Origin of the sequence: Paenarthrobacter nitroguajacolicus, from assembly GCF_007786235.1 — a bacterium.
Lineage (GTDB): Bacteria > Actinomycetota > Actinomycetes > Actinomycetales > Micrococcaceae > Arthrobacter > Arthrobacter nitroguajacolicus_A.
The window spans coordinates 1-18,025 of the sequence record NZ_VNFK01000020.1; the positions used below are offsets into that span (position 1 = coordinate 1).

The window sequence follows — 18,025 nt, forward strand, 5'->3', positions numbered from 1 at the left end:
GGCTAAACCCCCGAACCACACACCAGCAGTACCGAAGGACCGGATGCCATGCGTAACGGCGTCCGGTCCTTCGACGTACATCACGTAGAATTAAGGCACTATGGCGAACTCCCCTGATTCCAGCAAATCGACCCCCTCGGCCGACGCTCCCAAGCGTGGGCTGTTCAAGCGCAAGCCCAAGGAAGCCAAGGCAAAGAAGCCTAGCCAGCTGAAGCAGATCGCTGAAGTCTTCAAAATGACCCGACGGAACGACCCTCAGGTCGTATGGATCATGCTGCTGGCGTTCCTTGCCGTGGTGGCGGTGGCCTTCCTTATTGGCTACCTCTTGGAGAACTGGGTCACTGGCCTGATCATCGGTATTCCCCTCGGTCTCCTGGCGGCGGTGTTCATCCTTTCCCGCCGTGCCGAAAAGGCGGCCTTCGCCCAGATCGAAAACCAGCCGGGCGCCTCGGGTGCCGCACTTGGTACCCTCCGCCGCGGCTGGGTCACCCAGGACCAGCCCGTCGCCGTCAACCCCCGTACGCAGGATGCCGTGTTCATGGCTATTGGCCGTGCCGGTGTCGTCCTGGTCTCCGAAGGGCCCACGCACCGCGTCAAGCCACTCGTGGATGCAGAGCGCAAGCGCCTGGCACGCATTCTCCCGAACGTCACCATCCACGTTCTCGAGTCCGGGCGCGGAGAGGGACAGGTGCCGCTGAACAAGTTGGCCAAGACCATGGGGAAACTGAAGAAGGAACTCACTAAGGTGGAGGTCAACGCCGTCAGCAAGCGCATCAATTCCCTGGGCAACCGACTCCCCATCCCCAAGGGCATCGATCCTTACAAAGCACGCCCGGACCGCAAGGCCGCCCGCGGACGCTAAGCATCAAACTAAACCGCCCCTGTCTCTGAGTCAGAGACAGGGGCGGTTTTGGTTTCTGTCGTTGAGGCGGACACACCAGCGGCTACATACGGATCAAGATCGTATTCATGGCTTTATCGTGCAGTCCGCGCTGGTCGGGGTCGAAGACGACTGCGGGAATCACAAGGCAAAGAAGCAACGTCCGCACGATGGCCGCTACCGGGCCGGCGGGCGCCCCTCCCAGACGGACCACATGGATTCCCGCCACCCTGTGACCGATGCTGTAGCCCAAGGTCCCGATCAAGAGAATCTGCTCGACGGCGAAAATCGCAAGCGTCGCCCATTGGTTGCCGCCAAAGGCAAAGTTGCTGATGACCAGTGCAATGGTCCAGTCCACCACGATGCCCAGGATACGGCGGCCCGCCCGAGCAATGGAACCGGGGCCCGATTCAGGCAACCCGAGCCTTTCTCCGGGATACTTGGAGATTCCGGACGTATCAGGGCCGCTCAACCAGGAGCCAATATCTTTTCGATCAACCACACTCCAAGCCTAACGGCTGGGGTGCTCGCTGTCCGACGCCAACAGATCCGGGTGTTCGCCCAGCGGACCCACTTGGACCGGACACTGCAAAGCCGACTACCGTTTACACAACAGATGATTCTGTAACCTGCCGGAAACAATACTGACACCCCCGGGAAATCCCATCTCCCTATGGTGGTATGAGTTGCCAGCCGCCACGGCATGGGGATCTTTTTGTGTCTCCGGACCCTTGGTATGGGCTGCACCACGCGGCCTTCCGGGCCTGTTACTTGATATGCATAAGGAGCATAGATGTTCAAGACTGCGGACGAAGTCCTCAAGTTCATCAAAGACGAAGACGTCAAATTCGTCGATATCCGCTTCACCGACCTCCCTGGTGTCCAGCAGCACTTCAATGTGCCGGCCAAGAGCGTTGACCTCGACTTCTTCGTGAACGGTCAGCTCTTCGATGGATCATCCATCCGCGGCTTCCAGGGCATCGCAGAGTCCGACATGCAGCTCATCCCGGATGTGACCTCGGCTTTCATCGACACGTTCCGCATCGAGAAGACGCTCGCTCTTAACTTCTCCATCGTGAACCCCCGCACGGGTGACCCATACCACCGCGACCCCCGTGGCGTGGCAGAAAAGGCAGAAGCCTACCTCGCCTCCACAGGCATCGCGGACACCGCTTTCTTCGCTCCCGAAGCAGAATTCTTTGTCTTCGACAACATCCAGTACGAGTCCTCCCCGCAGGGCAGCTTCTACAAGATCGACTCCGAAGAAGCACACTGGAACACCGGCCGCAAGGAAGAAGGCGGCAACCTCGGGTACAAGACCCCCGTCAAGGGTGGCTACTTCCCGGTATCCCCCACCGACAAGCAGGCTGACCTGCGCGACGCCATGTGCGTCGAGCTGGATAAGGCAGGCCTTGAAGTGGAGCGCTCCCACCACGAGGTTGGCTCCGCCGGCCAGGCTGAGATCAACTACAAGTTCACCACGCTGACCGCAGCCGCTGATGACCTGCAGAAGTTCAAGTACGTCATCAAGAACACCGCTGACGCGTGGGGCAAGTCCGTCACGTTCATGCCGAAGCCGGTCTTCGGTGACAACGGCTCGGGCATGCACTGCCACCAGTCGCTGTGGAGCAACGGCGACCCGCTGTTCTACGACGAAAAGGGCTACGCTGGCCTTTCCGACACCGCACGCTGGTACATTGGCGGCCTCCTGAAGCACTCTTCCGCAGTGCTCGCCTTCACCAACCCGACGGTCAACTCCTACCGCCGCCTGGTCAAGGGCTTCGAAGCCCCCGTGAACATGGTGTACTCGCAGGGTAACCGCTCGGCCGGTATCCGTATCCCGATCACGGGCACCAACCCGAAGGCCAAGCGCATCGAATTCCGCGCTCCGGACCCCTCGTCCAACCCGTACCTTGCATTCGCTGCACAGCTCATGGCTGGCATCGATGGTATCCGCAACCGCATCGAACCCCCGGCACCCATTGACAAGGACCTCTACGAGCTCCCGGCCGAGGAAGCCAAGGACATCCCCAAGGCTCCGGGCTCACTGGAAGAGGCCCTTGAGGCCCTGCGCGAGGACAATGAGTTCCTCCAGGCCGGCGGCGTCTTCACACAGGACCTCATCGACACTTGGATTGACTACAAGTACGAGAATGAGATCCGTCCGCTGTCGCTGCGCCCGAACCCGTACGAGTTCGAGCTCTACTACGGCGTCTAGCTGGATCATGCGGCAGAAGCGGGCATAGTCCGCAGACAGTCCGCAGGAATCAAGAAGCAGACAGGGCCGGTCCCGAGGTTTCACCACCTCGGGACCGGCCTATTGTCTTTAGCGGCCAGTCGCCTCTGCGTGCTTCTCCGCTCGCGAATCGAGCCGGTCCGTGAGGACACAGGCGACAGCAGCGCGTGCCGTATCTTCCTTGTCCGGCCACATATGCCTTGGGTGTCCGGACATGTTGCCTCAGGTCGTGGAAACACTGGCTTTGCGGAGGGTTCGACTGGATGGAATCAGCGGCCTGCCCGCTCTTCTTCACGGGATCGTCAAGGTTTACACTTCAAGCATGCAGCCCCTCATGCTGATGGGTATCCTCCTCGCGGCGGCGGTTTTATGGGTTGGAGTAACCCTGACCATGCTGACCGCCCTCGATCACAAGCAACGCCGGGCCAAAACCAAATGGCGCCATTTCGCGCACCACGTCGTTGAACATCCCACCCGCTTTCCGGGGCGTCGACAAACACAGCTCATCACGAGGCGGCATACCCACCGGCGACGGGCTTCCACGGTCCAATAGCGGAGAGAAAAAATCGACCAGCCCCACAAGTCACTGGGGCTGGTCGATTTTATGCCTGCGGACTACTCCGACTTGTCGTGCTCGCGTTCGCGAATGTTCCTGGTGATCTCATCCAGTTTGTCTTTGACGAAGCCGGCGGCCTCGGAAAGCCCCTTCTCCGCGCTGCCGAGCGGGTCCAACTGAAGGTAGACGTTCTTATCGATTGGGAGGTCGTACTCATCCTTCAGATGGGTGCCACCCGCCACTCCGTTCAGGGACAGATAGACGAGCGCCTCGGTCCGTGCAATTCCTGCGATGGTGCCGAAGACAACAGTGAAGTCGTTGGGCTGAAAGCTCACGGACTGACCCACGTGACGTCGATCCAGCTCTCCGGCAGGAATGGCCTTTTCGGTCGAACTTCCGTTGTATTCCATGTAGTTCCCCTATGCCTTGAGATCAGATACAGAAGAAGTCTATAAGGATACTTATCGTCCGGGTATCCGAACGAATCAATGTTTGGTAGAGGGCGTTAGGCCTGGCGGCTCCGGAGCCGCACAGTCCGGGCAGAACACCCGATCAGTTTCTTCACCGCAGCACTGGCAGCGGTGGAGCAATGCCGCTGGTTCAATCACATAGGCTGTCATACCGAATATGCTGCCCGCACCGGAGCCTGGGGACACGAGTAGTGTGTACTCGTTTTTTCGCCGACCGGCAGCGGCGACTACTTGGTTTCACAACGAGCCATAGTCTCGGCGGGCACAGAATGACCAACCGGGACACCGGCGCTTGCCCCACCGGGTTCCATGTCGACGAAGGTCGCGAAGCATCGACGGCACGCAAAGGTTCCGGCCCGACCATGACGTGAGGACCAGTGCGGCCCGGGCTGCTCACATCGGAAGCAGGACGCATCGGAAAAGGTCGCGCCTTCAGGATCCAGCATCACCGTCACGGGAGAATCGTAGACGACGCGGGGCGGCCGGGAACAGCCCCCGGCCGCCCCGCCCGCTACTGCTTGCCGTACTTCTTGTGCACAGCCTGCTTACTCACTCCAAGGCAGAGGGCTATGGCCTCCCACGACAAGCCCGACCGGCGGGCGGCCCGCACCAGAGAAGCTTCCCTCCGGCCTACTTCCTTCTGCAGCTCCGCCACGGCATAGAGTGCCTCAGCCGGTCCCATGCCATCCATCGATCCAACCAACGTTTTCATGCGGTCCACCTCCATGTCGTCAACCATAGTTGACGCCTTGGTGGACGTCAACCGCCGTTGACGAAGGTTGGCTCATTCGAAAGCCCTGAACATTGTCCGTTGGGGACCGGAGTTCCCACCAAGATACGGTCCCTCATCAACGAAACCCGCCTTGGCGTAGGCAGCCTGCCCCGCAGGATTAAGTTCGTTAACGGAAAGCACGACGCCGATCTGCCCGCCTCCCAGCCTCGCCGTGAGCTTGCGGGCTTCGTCCACTGCGGCATCTGCGGCCCTGGTGCCCAGACCGCGCCCCTGGCTGGCGGTGTCGATGAGGAAGCCCCGCAGCAGCCACGCGCTATCGTCATCGCCCCAACCCGCCAGCCGCGCCGCGCCGGACTGGAGGGTCAGAACGCCGACGGCCACTCCCCCGGATTCGATGACATAGGGCAAGCGGGATTCCTCTTCAAGACCAGTGAGCATCATGCGCAAGGGGTCGCCCACGAATCGGCGCTGACCGTCCTCCACGGCCAGCTCAGCCACCGCGCCCAGCTGGATGGCGCGGGAGTCATCGTCCAGCATCTTCAACGGTATTAGCCAGACATCTCCCCACCCAAACTGATTTTTTCCGATTGAAAATGCTTCACCTGAGTCATATTCAAGCATTTTCCAGCGTCCTCCCCTTAGGGTTATCTCAATAGTTTCCTACGTCAGAGGAACCCCTCCCATGAGCCAGCCAAACGTCATTCTGATCTGCGTCGACGAGTGGAGGGGCGATTGCCTGTCCTCGGAAGGCCACCCCCATGTGGAGACTCCCCACCTCGACGAACTGGCCAGAAACGGCGTCCGGTTTTCCAAAGGCTATTCTGCTACGCCCTCGTGTGTACCAGCCCGTGCGGCACTCTTCACCGGTCAATCGCAGGAACGGCACGGGCGCGTTGGCTACAACGACGGCGTACCGTTCCACGCAGTCCACCCGGTGACAGTACAGGACGAGTTCAGAAAGGGTGGCTACCACACGCAGGCCATCGGCAAGATGCACGTATGGCCCGAACGCTCACGGTTGGGCTTCGACGACGTCATCCTCCACGACGGGTACCTCCATCACGCCCGCCGGGAACACCAACAGCACTTCGCCATGTTTGACGACTACGTTCCCTGGCTCCGCAGGCAACCCGGGATGGGTCCTGACGCCGAATACTTCGACCACGGGGTCAACTGCAATTCCATCGTGGCCCGCCCCTGGGACAAAGCCGAAAGCCTGCACCCCACGCACTGGATCGGCACGCAAGCCATTGAATGGATGCACCGCCGCGACCCAGTGAAGCCGTTTTTCCTCTACCTCTCCTTCCACCGCCCCCACCCGCCGTACGACCCACCGTCGTGGGCTTTCGAGCAGTACCTCAACATTCCCGCCTACAAAGCAGTGGAGGGCAATTGGGAACACCATTGGGACGAGCATCGGCAGGACGGTGACTATCAGGCCAGCTACGGCCGTATGCCGGACCATGTGGTCCACAGGGCCAGGGCCGGATACTACGGCCTGATGGCGCAGATTGACCTCCAGATCAATCGCATCAAGGAGTCACTGGCGGACTTCGGCCTCACGGACAACACGGTGATCGCCTTCACCAGTGACCACGGGGAAATGATGGGCGATCACCACATGTTCCGCAAGGCTGTGCCTTACGAAGGATCTGCCCGCGTGCCGTTCATCATCGCCAACGCGCCGTCGGCGGAGCGGTCAGCTCGTGGAACTGTGGTGGACCACGTGGTGGAACTCAGGGACATCATGCCCACCCTGCTGGACCTCGCTGGATTACCCATCCCGGAAGTTGTCGACGGCAAGTCCTTGGCCAGTATTGTCCGGGGCCAGAGCACCGAAGCCGTCCGGGATGTCCTGCACGGCGAACATGTGTACTGGGGCCAGAACCTGCATTGGTTGACGGACGGGCACCACAAATACATTTGGGGCTCCGGGAGGGGTACGGAAGAACTGTTCAACCTCGACGACGACCCGCAGGAGTGCCATAACCTCGCCGACGACGCAGCGCACCAGGGCGAACTCCAGATGTGGCGGCAACGCATGGTGGAAGCCCTACAAGACCGTGAAGAAGGTTACGTACAGGGCGGCACACTCACACCGGGAGCTCCGGTCGTTGCCATGCTGCGGCACGCTCGCGAAAGGGCTGCAGCCGCCACCGCTTAGTTGCCGTAGAACTTCTTCTCAAACACTCCCCTGGCGCGGCGGCTAAGCCGCAGGTAATCCTCTTCGAAGTGGCCGGCGTTGCCAGGTGCGTAGCCACACCAACGCGCCACAGCTTCGAGGTCCTTCCGCGACGATGGCAGCACGTCTGAAGCACGGCCTGTGACGATGACATTGGCCGAACGGATGCGACTGGCCAACCGCCATGCCTCGCGCAGCAGTGCAGCGTCCTCTTCGCCAATGAAGTCGTTTTTCTCTGCGGCGGCAAGAGCTTCCAAGGTGGAACTGGTCCGCAATTCGGGGTGATTTCCGGCATGCTGCAACTGGATCAACTGGACCAGCCATTCGACATCGCTGAGGCCGCCGCGTCCGAGCTTGACGTGTCGGGCTGGATCAGCGCCGCGGGGCAACCGCTCGGACTCCACACGGGCCTTGATGCGTCGGATTTCACGAACATCTTGCTCCGGGAGCTCGTCCGGGTACCTGATGGGATCAATGAGGCTAACGAAATCCGCAGCCAACTCGTCCGAGCCGGCCATCGGGCGGGCCCTCAAGAGTGCCTGGGCTTCCCAGATCAGCGACCATCGTCGGTAATACTCGGCATACGATTCAAGGGAACGCACCATGGCGCCGTTTTTGCCCTCGGGCCGAAGGTCGGCGTCCACCATAAGGACGCGCTCGGCCATGATCGCCGGCTTGAGCGGTTGGGTGAGGAAGCTCGACAGTTTGGCGACAATCGCCGTCGCCTGTTCCTGCGCCTCCGCGTCGCTGAACCCGGGGCGGGCACGGTGGACGTAGATCACGTCTGCATCCGAACCATAGCCGATTTCCCGGCCGCCCTGCCGGCCCATGGCTACGACCAGCACGTCCGTCTTCAACGGTTCGGTTGCAGCCACCACGGACTCCGCCACGTGCAATGCTCCGAGCACCGCTGCGCGGTCCGTCTCCGCCAAAGCGAGGCCAACGGCGTCCTGATCCAGCAATCCCGAACTGTCCGCAATGGCCGTCCGCAGTATCTCGCGGCGACGGATCAACCGGATCAGCCGCATGGCGCTCTCCGGATCAGCATGACGGGACAGCTTGGACTGGATTTCCTGCCACTGGGCTTCGAAACGGACGGGAGCCAGATCCTTGTCGCTGCCCAACCAAGCCACTGACTCCGGTGAAACTTCCAACAGATCCGAGATCAGGCGGGAGTTCGACAAGACCTGGCACAACCGCTCGGCTGCCGCCTGTGAATCCCTGAGCAATCCCAAATACCAATGGGTGGTTCCAAGGGCCTCGCTGACCCGGCGGAACGCCAGCAGCCCGGCGTCGGGATCGACGCCCTCAGCGAGCCAGCCCAGAAGGATGGGAAGGAGTTGGCGCTGCAATGCTGCACGACGGCTGACACCCGCCGTGAGCGCTTCAATATGGCGCATCGCTCCTTGGGGATCCAAGTAACCCAGAGCGGCAAGGCGGCCCTGCGCTGCCTCCGGGCTGAGCTTGGCGTCTTCGCTGCTCAGCTTGGCCGCGGTGTTCAGCAGCGGCCTGTAGAAGATCCGCTCGTGCAGTTCCCGGACAGCTTTCTTGGTCTTCTGCCACGTCCCCATCAGCTGGTCCGGATGGGGGCGCTCCAGCGAGAAGGGTCCCAGGACGGCCTTGGCGAGGAAACGCTGGGCGTCCTCTGCCACAGGCATGAGGTGGGTCCGGCGCAGCTGGAACAGCTGTATCCGATGCTCCAGAAGGCGAAGGTAGCGGTATGCGTTATCGAAGGCCGCTGCGTCCGTGCGGCCGATATACCCACCGGCAGACAGCGCGGCAATCGCTGATGTGGTGTCCCTGCACCGTAGCGACTCATCGGACTTACCGTGCACCAACTGCAGCAACTGGACTGTGAATTCAACGTCACGAAGGCCGCCGCGGCCCAACTTGATTTGGCGCTGCTCCTCGGCCGCCGGGATGTAGTCCGTCACCCTGCGCCGCATCGCCTGGACTGACTCTACAAAACCGTCCCGGCCCGCGGAGGACCAGACCAGGGGCTCCACAGCTTTCTCGTAGCGCTGGCCCAGTTCCCGGTCGCCCGCGATGGTGCGGGCCTTCAACAGTGCTTGGAACTCCCAGCTTTCGGCCCACCTGGCGTAGTAGCTCAAATGCGAAGGGAGGGTTCGTACCAGCGGCCCGGACTTGCCTTCCGGACGGAGGTTGGCATCGACCTCCCATAGCCCGGGCTCGGGCGCCGAAGAGGAAATCGCCCGGGAAATACCCGAGGCCAAGGCAGTGCCGATGGTTGAGGCACGTGCGTCGTCCAGGTCTCCGGACTCAATGACATAAATGACATCGACGTCGGAGATGTAGTTCAGCTCGCGGGCGCCGCACTTGCCCATGCCAATGACGGCCAAGCCAACGTCAGCGATCTCATCGGCATCGTACTGGCCCGCTGCCTCTGCCCTGGACACTGCCAGGGCAGCCTCGATCGCAGCTCCGGCAAGATCCGCGAGTTCGGCACCGACGGCCGGCATAAAGTCCTGGGGGGATGCCGCGCAGAGGTCCTTAATGGCCAGCTCCGTGAGTCCACGGCGGTAAGCAGTCCGCAAGGCCGCATAGGCGGGCAGCCCGGTGATTCCCGCGACGGGACGCTGGGCACCCGGCTCCGCCTTCACGGAACGAAGGAGTAGGGCCCGCAGTTCCTCGCTGGAGGCCTGGACAGGTTCCGGACTCACCCGGACATCAAAGACATCCAGATGCTCAGGCCTCCGCATGAGGAACTCGCCCAAGGCTTCGGATGCACCCAGCAACCGATACATGGGCTCACTGGTGTCCTGGTCCGTTGCCGCCAGCTTCTTCAGCCCCGGGTTCTTCTCAATGAGCCGAACCAGCGATTGGAGCGCAGTGTCCGGACTGGCGGACATGGACAGTCCGGCAAACAGGGCGTCCTGGTCGACCCCCTCAAGTTCCGGGGCAGCGAGGAAACGTTCCCCTTTCTCGAGGTCACTGAATCCGGCTGAAATGAGCCGACGTGCAAGGCTCACTGGCCCTGCCTACAGAATGCCGAGGTTGCGCTGCAACTCATACGGAGTGACCTGGAGGCGGTAGTCCTGCCACTCTGCACGCTTGTTGCGCAGGAAGTGCTCAAAGACTTGCTCACCCAGGATCTGGGCAACCAATTCCGATTCCTCCATCGCGCGGATGGCATCGTGCAGGCTGGCAGGCAAGGGAGCATGTCCCATGGCCTTCCGCTCGGCAGTGGTCAGCGACCAGACGTCGTCTTCAGCGGCGGCGGGAAGCTCATAGCCTTCCTCGATGCCCTTCAGGCCGGCGCCAAGGAGGACCGCATACGCCAGGTAGGGGTTGGTGGCGGAGTCGATGCCGCGGTACTCAATCCGCGCCGACTGGCCCTTGCCGGGCTTGTACAGGGGGACGCGAACCAGTGCGGAGCGGTTGTTGTGGCCCCAGCTCAGGTAGCTCGGGGCCTCACCGCCGCCCCAGAGCCGCTTGTAGGAGTTCACGAACTGGTTGGTGACAGCCGTAAATTCCGGCGCGTGCTTGAGGATCCCTGCAATGAATTGGCGTGCCGTCTTGGAGAGCTGGAACTCCGCTCCAGCTTCGAAGAACGCGTTGGTGTCGCCCTCGAACAGCGAGAAGTGGGTGTGCATGCCGGAGCCGGGGTGGTCGGTGAACGGCTTGGGCATGAAAGTGGCATACGTACCCTGCTGGAGCGCAACTTCCTTGATGACCGTACGGAAGGTCATGATGTTGTCCGCGGTCTGGAGGGCATCCGCATAGCGGAGATCGATCTCGTTCTGGCCCGGTCCACCTTCGTGGTGGCTGAACTCCACGGAAATGCCCACCGACTCCAGCATGGTGACGGCTGTGCGGCGGAAGTCCTGTGCGACGCCACCCGGGACGTGGTCGAAGTAGCCACCCTCGTCCACCGGAACAGGCGAGCCGTCCGGGCCCAGGTCCTTGGACTTGAGTAGGTAGAACTCAATCTCGGGGTGTGTGTAGCAGGTGAATCCCATGTCCGCAGCCTTGGCCAGGGTGCGCTTAAGGACATTGCGGGGGTCGGCCGCCGAAGGCTCACCATCGGGAGTCAGAACATCGCAGAACATCCGTGAGGTCTGTTCCGTCTCACCACGCCACGGCAGGATCTGGAACGTGGAGGGATCCGGCTGGGCGAGCATGTCTGACTCAAAAACGCGGGCAAGCCCTTCGATGGCTGAACCGTCGAAGCCAAGGCCTTCCTCGAAGGCGCCTTCAACCTCGGCAGGCGCAAGGGCCACCGATTTGAGGGAACCCACGACGTCGGTGAACCACAAGCGTACGAAGCGCACGTCACGCTCTTCGATCGTCCGCAGAACGAACTCTTGCTGGCGGTCCATAGGGCCTCTTTTCCGATTCGGTGTCCATGCCGCTGGTTTCAATGGATTGAAACCACGACAGCTCAGCCTTCACTCTACTAAGAGTTCCGTGCTAATGCCGCAGCAGTACCTGTGCGTAACACAGCGTTTACATAAGGTGACGCTGGGCACACTGGTGGCAGGCGCCGTCGGCACCGCTTAGGCTCTATCCATGGCCCCAAGCAACCTTCCTGAGTCCACTACGCCCGCCGAAGTTTCCGCACCCTACGGCACCGGTCCAGCAGCTACGGCACAGACGCCTTCGACGTCCGGCAGGAAGCCGATCAGCAGGGTCCGGATACACCACCTCCAGCAGGCAAAAGACAACGGCGAACACTTCGCGATGCTGACCGCCTACGAGCAGTACACCGCTGAGATTTTTGACCAGGCTGGAATCGAAGTCCTCCTGGTGGGCGACTCCGCTTCCAACAACGTGTTCGGAAACGAAACGAGCCTTCCCGTGACGGTGGACGAGCTTCTTCCCCTGTGTCGGGCCGTGAGCAGGTCGGCCAAGCGAGCACTCATCGTCGCGGACCTGCCCTTCGGCAGCTATGAAGTTTCGGCTGAGCAGGCCGTTGCTACCGGTGTCCGCTTCCTCAAGGAAGGACTGGCGCATGCCGTCAAGATCGAGGGCACTGCGTACTACGCCAACACCGTCAAGGCCATGGTCCAGGCCGGCATTCCCGTCATGGCCCACATTGGCTTCACCCCACAGAGCGAACACTCCCTGGGCGGTTACCGGGTGCAAGGGCGCGGCGATGACGCACAGCGCTTGGTGGACGACGCCGTGGCACTGCAGGACGCCGGCGCCTTCAGCGTCCTCATGGAGATGGTCCCCACGGAAACCGCAGCAGTCGTCGACGCCGCGTTGCGGGTACCGACAGTCGGCATCGGGGCCGGCAAGAGCACCACGGGCCAAGTCCTCGTGTGGCAGGACATGGCCGGTTTGCGGGGCGGCAAGATGGCCAAGTTCGTCAAACAGTACGCAGACCTTCGCACAACGTTGAGTGATGCAGCGGCCGCCTATGGCGAGGATGTCCGGTCCGGGCATTTCCCCGGACCGGAACACTCCTTCTAGTCGTCGTCCTGGGCGTCCCAGGCATCATTTCGTGCTTTGACCTTTTCCAAGGCGTGCTCGGCTTCTTCCCTGGTTTTATAGGGGCCAATCAGCTGGGTCCAATCGGACATGGCGTCCTCTTCGATCTCGTGCGTCTTGACGTTGTACCAGTACTCCGTCACGTCTCCTCCTCGATCCTCGGGCCTCTGGACGCGTAACGTTGGCGGGGTCACGGAAACCCAGCCACGCATTGTTACTTACGTCTCTTGTGTGCCTTATATGATCAATCTATGCCTTCTCTTGCTTCGACTGCACCCATTGGCGCCCTCACCCCGGGAACCATCAGCCCTGAACGACCCGTCCCCGCGTCGATCCCCCGGCCCGAGTACGTCGGCAAGAAGGCACCCGCCAAGTTCACCGGCTCCGAAGTGAAGTCCGCGGAGACCATCGAAAAGATCAGGATCGCCGGCAAAATCGCGGCACAAGCAATCGTTGAGGTCGGCAAGCATATCCAGCCGGGTGTCACCACGGACCAACTGGACAAGGTGGGGCACGAATTCCTCCTGGACCACAAGGCCTACCCGTCGACCCTTGGCTACAGGGGCTTCCCCAAGTCCCTGTGCTCGTCCCTCAACGAGGTCATCTGCCACGGTATCCCGGACTCCACCGTGGTGCAGGACGGCGACATCCTGAACATCGACATCACCGCTTTCATCGGCGGCGTGCATGGGGACACCAATTTCACTTTCCTTGTTGGCGACGTGGATGAAGAATCCCGTCTGCTGGTTGAGCGTACGCAGGAGTCGCTCAACCGGGCCATCAAGGCCGTGGCCCCGGGCCGCGAAATCAACGTAATCGGCCGCGCCATCCAGTCCTACGCCAAACGCTTCGGCTACGGCGTGGTGAGGGATTTCACTGGCCACGGCGTGGGTGAGGCCTTCCACACGGGCCTCATCATTCCGCATTACGACGCAGCCCCGGCGTACAACACCGTGATCGAGGCAGGCATGGTGTTCACCATCGAACCCATGCTGACCCTCGGCACCATCGAATGGGATATGTGGGCCGACGACTGGACGGTCGTCACCAGGGACCACAAACGCACGGCCCAATTCGAACACACCCTGTTGGTCACAGAGACCGGCGCGGAAATCCTGACCCTTCCCTAAGCTCCTCGGAAGGTCTTTGCAGCCCGGGCGGCTGCGCCATGCCCATCCCCTCCTGCCATGATCGGAAATGCATTGTCCAAGAAGGATGAGAAGACCCACAAGAACGCCCCGCTGATCGGTATCGACATCGGCGGCACCGGCATCAAGGGCGGCATCGTCGACCTGAAGAAGGGCAAGCTGATTGGCGACCGCTTCCGCGTGCCCACTCCGCAGCCGGCAACACCGGAGGCCGTTGCCGAGGTCGTCGCCCAAATCGTTGAGGAACTTTCCAACCGTCCCGACGCACCCGCTGCCGATTCGCCGGTGGGCGTGACCTTCCCCGGGATCATCCAGCACGGCGTAGTCAACTCTGCGGCAAACGTAGACAAGACCTGGCTCGGCACCGATATTGATGCCACCTTCACCAAACGCCTTGGCCGCCCCGTCGAGGTCATCAATGACGCCGACGCGGCGGGCCTGGCCGAAGCCCGCTACGGCGCGGGGGAAGGCGTAGACGGCACCGTCCTCGTGATCACGTTGGGCACCGGCATTGGGTCCGCCTTCATCTTCAACGGGCAGTTGGTTCCCAATGCCGAGCTCGGCCACCTCGAGGTGGACGGACACGACGCCGAGACCAAGGCATCAGCCGTGGCCCGGGAGCGCGACGGCCTCAGCTGGGATCAATACGGCGTCCTCCTCAACCGCTACCTCCAGCACGTTGAGTTCCTGTTCTCCCCTGAGCTCTTTATTGTGGGTGGCGGCATCTCGAAGCGGTCCGACGAGTACTTCCCGCACCTCGAGCTGCGCACCAAGATCGTCACCGCCAAATTGAAGAACGACGCCGGTATTGTTGGCGCAGCGCTTGAGGTCGCTTTGCACCACAAGCTTGCCAAGTAGTCCTGGGATGTCTGAGGGCAATAACGCCGCATCCGGAATCGCGATTGTCACGGGGGCCAGCCGTGGGATCGGTGCTTCGGTCGCGTACGCTGCGGCCCGTGCCGGGTACGGCGTCGTCGTCAACTACTCCGCGGACAGCGCCGGCGCCAAAAGCGTCGTCGACGACATTGTTGACCACGGCGGCAGGGCGCAAGCTGTCCAGGCCGACGTCAGCCAGCCGGCCGACGTCGTGCGTTTGTTTGAGGAAGCCGCGTTCCTGGGCCCGGTGACTGCCGTCATCAACAACGCTGCAATCACGGGCAACCGGATCGGTCCTCTGGTGGACGTGCCCGCGGACACACTACAACGCGTTGTGGACGTCAACGTTGCCGGCATGATCTTCATGTGCCAGGAAGCCGTCCGGAGGCTTTCGACGGACCGCGGCGGCGTCGGCGGTTCCATCGTTAACATTTCGTCCACGGCAACCAAAGCCGGCTCCCCTGGAACCTGGGTCCACTATGCCGCCACCAAGGGTGCCGTGGATGTCCTGACGGTCGGTTTGGCGGCTGAGGTGGCCAAGCAGGGCATCCGGGTCAACGCGGTGGCGCCTGGAAGCACCAACACTGGCCTCCACGCAGCAGCTGGAATGCCGGACCGTGTGGAGCGGCTGAACCCGACCATTCCCATGGGCCGTGGAGCCGAGCCGGAAGAAGTAGCTGCGGCAGTCATGTGGCTGTTGTCGAATGAGGCCGGCTATATTACCGGCGCAGTTCTCCCAGTCTCAGGCGGGCGATAACCCCGCCGTGGTGCCGGTGGCGGCTGCGGCTTCCCCTCCGCTGCCGCCACCGGAGCTAGAGTTGGCTCTTCTCTGAACCCTTGGCTTCTTTGTCGCCAGTCTTCGCATGTGCCTCGGCCTCGTGGCGAAGAAGCGAAATTGCAGACTCGAAGTCCTCCAAGGATTCGAAAGCCTGATACACGCTGGCGAAGCGGAGGTAAGCCACTTCATCGAGCTTCCGCAGGGGCCCCAGAATTGCCAGGCCCACTTCATGGGCATCAATTTCAGCGGCGCCCGATGACCGGATGTTCTCTTCGACTTCCTGCGCCAGCATGGCGAGGTCGTCTTCAGTGACCGGGCGGCCCTGGCAGGCTTTACGGACTCCGCTGATCACCTTGATACGGCTGAACGGCTCCCCCACGCCTGACCGCTTGATGACAGAGAGGCTGGTGGTTTCCACCGTGGTGAAGCGGCGGCCGCATTCGGGGCACTGACGGCGGCGTCGAATGGAAGATCCGTCGTCCGCCATACGGCTGTCGACGACGCGGGAGTCGGGATTCCGGCAGAACGGACAATACACGCTGGGCCTCCCCTGACAGCTCCGGCACGGTACCGGAACCAGCAGGACGCCGGATACGCAAAAGGTGCCGGAAGATTCACTTCCGGCACCAGTTTACGTTTGTTCGCACCGTAATGACAAGCGTGTAACTACTACATGTAGTAGTTACCACCCTTATATGTAGTGGTTAGAGGTCATTTGCGAAGCGGATTCGCACGGCATCCCCGTGACCGGGAAGGTCCTCGGCCCCGGACAAGCTCACAATATGGCCGCTGACCTGCTCCAGCGCCGCACGGTTGTAATTAATGACCTGCACAGCACGCAGGAACGTGGTGACGTTCAGTCCGGACGAGAAGGCGGCAGTTCCGCTGGTGGGCAATACGTGGTTGGAACCGGCACAGTAGTCGCCCAAGCTGACAGGGCTGTAGTCGCCCACGAAAATCGCTCCGGCATTGCGGATGCGAGACGCAACTGCTGCAGCATCGGCAGTCATGATCTCCAGGTGCTCTGCGGCGTAGGCGTTGCACACGGCGATCCCCTGCTCAAGATCGTCCACCAGCACGACGCCGGACTGCGGTCCGGACAACGCTTCCAGCACGCGGGCGCTGTGCTTCGTAGCGGCGGCTTGCCGTTCGAGTTCAATCACGACGGCGTCAGCCAACTCTGCGTCATCAGTCACCAGGACGGAAGCTGCTTTGGGATCGTGCTCGGCCTGGCTGATGAGGTCGGCTGCTACCAGCGGGGCGTGGGCCGTGGAGTCGGCGAGTATGGCGATTTCGGTGGTTCCGGCCTCCGAGTCGATGCCCACCACGCCTTTGACCAGCCGCTTGGCCGTGGCAACGAAAATGTTGCCTGGCCCGGTGACGACGTCGACAGGTTCGATGGGCAATTCATCCCCTGATCCTGGGATGCCATAGGCAAACGAAACGATTGCCTGCGCTCCACCAATCGCATACACCTCGTCGATGCCGAGGAGTTTGGCTGCAGCCAGGATGGTGGGGTGCGGCAGTCCACCAAAGTCCTTTTGCGGAGGGGAAGCCAGCGCAATCGACTCAACACCGGCCGCCACTGCGGGTACCACATTCATGATCACTGAGGACGCCAAGGGAGCGAGGCCGCCGGGAACATACAGTCCGACGCGTCCCACGGGAATCCAATTCTGGCTCACTACGGCGCCATCGGCCAGCCCGACGTCCACGTTTGCCGGGCGCTGCTGATCGGCAAATTGTCGTGCGCGGCTGATCGACTCTTCCAACGCAGCCCGGACCGCCGGGTCCAGCTCGGCCAAGGCCTGAGTCAGTGCCTCCGCCGGGACTCGGGGGTGGGACTGTTCTACGCCGTCGAATGTCTTCGCCAAGTCTGACAAGGCGGCAAAACCCTGGCTTCGCACGGCCGAAATAATGTCCTGGACCTTCTGTTCCGCGTCGGCCATGGTCTGGTGGCGCGCCCTGGGCACTGCTGCGCGCAGTTCGGCCAGCGAAAGGTGTCGCCCCCGGAAGTCGATGCTCCGGAAGTCGAGGGAGGCAGCTGCGGGGGCGGAAGTATCCGAAGAAGTGGTCACCCGGCTATTTTACGGGTTTCTTGGACAGAACCCCGAACAGTGCCAGGACGAACGTGATGAAGGCCGTGGCACCAGGCCACAGCACCAGCACCGCGTAAGACCGGAGCGTGAAGCCAAACGCCGGGTCAACGGCAGGATCCTGAGCCGGGCCCCACCATTGCGCGGCAAGCAGGCCTGCCAACCAAGCGATGACAGCTCCCACTGCCCCGCCAAGGAGTGCCAATACCAGCCGGCGCGTTGCGTACACGCCCTGCAGCTTTCCGTCGAGCATGAGTCCGGTGACGATTCCGGCCACCAGCATCAACGCCGCGAGGACCAAATCGCGCGGGAGCCAGGACTCGGTGTTGGCTGGATCCGCCAGGTCCGGGTTGCCCGAGACCAGATTGAGTCCGCCCGGGGCAAGCAACCACCACAGCACGCCAAGCACCACGCCCGAGGCTGCTGGAACCACCAGCCAGAACACGTCCCTTGGGCGCCGGTGAGCGGCCTCGGGGGCAGGTTCGGGAACTGCGGGCAGGCTTACTCTGGGCTCGGTCATGCAACTCACATTAACAAACGTTCACGCGGGCTCAACAAAATAAGGGACCACTGCGGAGGAGGAATACCCTGAGGAGAGAAGCACAGCCCCCAGCGC

The 18,025-nt window shown here is 62.0% G+C and carries 18 protein-coding genes; 8 read left to right on the plus strand and 10 right to left on the minus strand.

Features of this window, described 5'->3' with window-relative positions; genetic code table 11:
• Nucleotides 1-100: 100 nt before the first annotated feature.
• Complete coding sequence (locus tag FQP90_RS19730) at nucleotides 101-862, plus strand: DUF4191 domain-containing protein (protein WP_144652771.1); 762 nt, start codon at nucleotides 101-103, stop codon at nucleotides 860-862.
• Between the two features lie 82 nt (nucleotides 863-944).
• Here FQP90_RS19730 and FQP90_RS19735 read toward each other — a convergent pair whose 3' ends face one another.
• The gene (locus tag FQP90_RS19735) at nucleotides 945-1,382 is read right to left on the minus strand and encodes an RDD family protein (protein ID WP_144652772.1); all 438 of its coding nucleotides are present in this window, start codon (nucleotides 1,380-1,382) and stop codon (nucleotides 945-947) included.
• 291 nt (nucleotides 1,383-1,673) lie between these two features.
• On the opposite strand from FQP90_RS19735, the gene glnA (FQP90_RS19740) reads away from it, so the two are divergent.
• On the plus strand, nucleotides 1,674-3,098 hold the full coding sequence (gene glnA, locus FQP90_RS19740) for a type I glutamate--ammonia ligase (protein ID WP_090825712.1): 1,425 nt from the start codon (nucleotides 1,674-1,676) through the stop codon (nucleotides 3,096-3,098).
• A gap of 340 nt (nucleotides 3,099-3,438) precedes the next feature.
• Nucleotides 3,439-3,669 (plus strand): hypothetical protein, encoded by a 231-nt coding sequence (locus FQP90_RS19745; RefSeq protein WP_144652773.1) that lies wholly within the window; start codon nucleotides 3,439-3,441, stop codon nucleotides 3,667-3,669.
• 62 nt (nucleotides 3,670-3,731) lie between these two features.
• On the opposite strand, the gene FQP90_RS19750 is transcribed toward FQP90_RS19745, so the two are convergent.
• The 3 genes from FQP90_RS19750 to FQP90_RS19760 form a co-directional block, all read right to left on the minus strand.
• Nucleotides 3,732-4,082: a hypothetical protein gene (locus FQP90_RS19750; protein ID WP_144652774.1), complete on the minus strand. Its 351-nt coding sequence runs from the start codon at nucleotides 4,080-4,082 to the stop codon at nucleotides 3,732-3,734.
• A gap of 571 nt (nucleotides 4,083-4,653) precedes the next feature.
• Entirely contained in the window at nucleotides 4,654-4,869 is a 216-nt protein-coding gene (locus FQP90_RS19755; protein ID WP_144652851.1) for an AsnC family protein, read from the minus strand.
• A gap of 57 nt (nucleotides 4,870-4,926) precedes the next feature.
• Nucleotides 4,927-5,496: a GNAT family N-acetyltransferase gene (locus FQP90_RS19760; RefSeq protein ID WP_144652775.1), complete on the minus strand. Its 570-nt coding sequence runs from the start codon at nucleotides 5,494-5,496 to the stop codon at nucleotides 4,927-4,929.
• A gap of 61 nt (nucleotides 5,497-5,557) precedes the next feature.
• Between FQP90_RS19760 and FQP90_RS19765 the strand changes: the two genes are divergently transcribed.
• Nucleotides 5,558-7,039 carry an arylsulfatase gene (locus tag FQP90_RS19765; RefSeq protein ID WP_144652776.1) on the plus strand — a complete coding sequence of 494 codons (1,482 nt, stop codon included), beginning with the start codon at nucleotides 5,558-5,560 and terminating at the stop codon, nucleotides 7,037-7,039.
• Here FQP90_RS19765 and FQP90_RS19770 read toward each other — a convergent pair.
• Together FQP90_RS19770 and glnA (FQP90_RS19775) are read right to left on the minus strand one after the other, a co-directional pair.
• Nucleotides 7,036-10,047 (minus strand): bifunctional [glutamine synthetase] adenylyltransferase/[glutamine synthetase]-adenylyl-L-tyrosine phosphorylase, encoded by a 3,012-nt coding sequence (locus FQP90_RS19770; RefSeq protein WP_144652777.1) that lies wholly within the window; start codon nucleotides 10,045-10,047, stop codon nucleotides 7,036-7,038. The genes FQP90_RS19765 and FQP90_RS19770 overlap by 4 nt on opposite strands.
• Before the next feature lie 9 nt (nucleotides 10,048-10,056).
• Nucleotides 10,057-11,397, minus strand: coding sequence for a type I glutamate--ammonia ligase (glnA, locus tag FQP90_RS19775; protein WP_144652778.1), 1,341 nt, complete (start codon nucleotides 11,395-11,397; stop codon nucleotides 10,057-10,059).
• A 190-nt stretch (nucleotides 11,398-11,587) separates the two neighbouring features.
• Here glnA (FQP90_RS19775) and panB point away from each other — a divergent pair, with 190 nt between their 5' ends.
• Nucleotides 11,588-12,493, plus strand: coding sequence for a 3-methyl-2-oxobutanoate hydroxymethyltransferase (panB, locus tag FQP90_RS19780; protein ID WP_144652779.1), 906 nt, complete (start codon nucleotides 11,588-11,590; stop codon nucleotides 12,491-12,493).
• Here the strand turns inward: panB and FQP90_RS19785 are convergent.
• Complete coding sequence (locus FQP90_RS19785) at nucleotides 12,490-12,654, minus strand: SPOR domain-containing protein (RefSeq protein ID WP_011774435.1); 165 nt, start codon at nucleotides 12,652-12,654, stop codon at nucleotides 12,490-12,492. The two genes, panB and FQP90_RS19785, sit on opposite strands and share 4 nt — an antisense overlap.
• A gap of 108 nt (nucleotides 12,655-12,762) precedes the next feature.
• Between FQP90_RS19785 and map the strand changes: the two genes are divergently transcribed.
• From map to FQP90_RS19800, 3 genes are all read left to right on the plus strand, one after another.
• Nucleotides 12,763-13,641 carry a type I methionyl aminopeptidase gene (gene map, locus FQP90_RS19790; RefSeq protein ID WP_144652780.1) on the plus strand — a complete coding sequence of 293 codons (879 nt, stop codon included), beginning with the start codon at nucleotides 12,763-12,765 and terminating at the stop codon, nucleotides 13,639-13,641.
• A gap of 72 nt (nucleotides 13,642-13,713) precedes the next feature.
• Nucleotides 13,714-14,517, plus strand: a complete 804-nt coding sequence (gene ppgK, locus FQP90_RS19795; RefSeq protein WP_144652852.1) for a polyphosphate--glucose phosphotransferase — start codon at nucleotides 13,714-13,716, stop codon at nucleotides 14,515-14,517.
• 7 nt (nucleotides 14,518-14,524) lie between these two features.
• Nucleotides 14,525-15,292, plus strand: coding sequence for an SDR family oxidoreductase (locus FQP90_RS19800; RefSeq protein WP_144652781.1), 768 nt, complete (start codon nucleotides 14,525-14,527; stop codon nucleotides 15,290-15,292).
• A gap of 55 nt (nucleotides 15,293-15,347) precedes the next feature.
• On the opposite strand, the gene nrdR is transcribed toward FQP90_RS19800, so the two are convergent.
• The 3 genes from nrdR to FQP90_RS19815 form a co-directional block, all read right to left on the minus strand.
• The gene (gene nrdR / locus FQP90_RS19805) at nucleotides 15,348-15,851 is read right to left on the minus strand and encodes a transcriptional regulator NrdR (protein WP_144652782.1); all 504 of its coding nucleotides are present in this window, start codon (nucleotides 15,849-15,851) and stop codon (nucleotides 15,348-15,350) included.
• Between the two features lie 166 nt (nucleotides 15,852-16,017).
• A complete protein-coding gene (gene hisD, locus FQP90_RS19810; RefSeq protein WP_144652783.1) occupies nucleotides 16,018-17,391 on the minus strand; it encodes a histidinol dehydrogenase in 1,374 nt (457 codons plus the stop codon).
• Between the two features lie 4 nt (nucleotides 17,392-17,395).
• Nucleotides 17,396-17,929, minus strand: a complete 534-nt coding sequence (locus tag FQP90_RS19815; protein WP_144652784.1) for a hypothetical protein — start codon at nucleotides 17,927-17,929, stop codon at nucleotides 17,396-17,398.
• Nucleotides 17,930-18,025 lie beyond the last annotated feature (96 nt).

Coding starts and splice junctions, on each gene's coding strand:
- FQP90_RS19730 (WP_144652771.1), top strand. CDS start 101: ATGGCGAACTCCCCTGATTCCAGCAAATCGACCCCCTCGGCCGACGCT.
- glnA (WP_090825712.1), top strand. CDS start 1,674: ATGTTCAAGACTGCGGACGAAGTCCTCAAGTTCATCAAAGACGAAGAC.
- FQP90_RS19745 (WP_144652773.1), top strand. CDS start 3,439: ATGCAGCCCCTCATGCTGATGGGTATCCTCCTCGCGGCGGCGGTTTTA.
- FQP90_RS19750 (WP_144652774.1), bottom strand. CDS start 4,082: ATGGAATACAACGGAAGTTCGACCGAAAAGGCCATTCCTGCCGGAGAG.
- FQP90_RS19755 (WP_144652851.1), bottom strand. CDS start 4,869: ATGGAGGTGGACCGCATGAAAACGTTGGTTGGATCGATGGATGGCATG.
- FQP90_RS19760 (WP_144652775.1), bottom strand. CDS start 5,496: ATGCTTGAATATGACTCAGGTGAAGCATTTTCAATCGGAAAAAATCAG.
- FQP90_RS19765 (WP_144652776.1), top strand. CDS start 5,558: ATGAGCCAGCCAAACGTCATTCTGATCTGCGTCGACGAGTGGAGGGGC.
- glnA (WP_144652778.1), bottom strand. CDS start 11,397: ATGGACCGCCAGCAAGAGTTCGTTCTGCGGACGATCGAAGAGCGTGAC.
- panB (WP_144652779.1), top strand. CDS start 11,588: ATGGCCCCAAGCAACCTTCCTGAGTCCACTACGCCCGCCGAAGTTTCC.
- map (WP_144652780.1), top strand. CDS start 12,763: ATGCCTTCTCTTGCTTCGACTGCACCCATTGGCGCCCTCACCCCGGGA.
- FQP90_RS19800 (WP_144652781.1), top strand. CDS start 14,525: ATGTCTGAGGGCAATAACGCCGCATCCGGAATCGCGATTGTCACGGGG.
- FQP90_RS19815 (WP_144652784.1), bottom strand. CDS start 17,929: ATGACCGAGCCCAGAGTAAGCCTGCCCGCAGTTCCCGAACCTGCCCCC.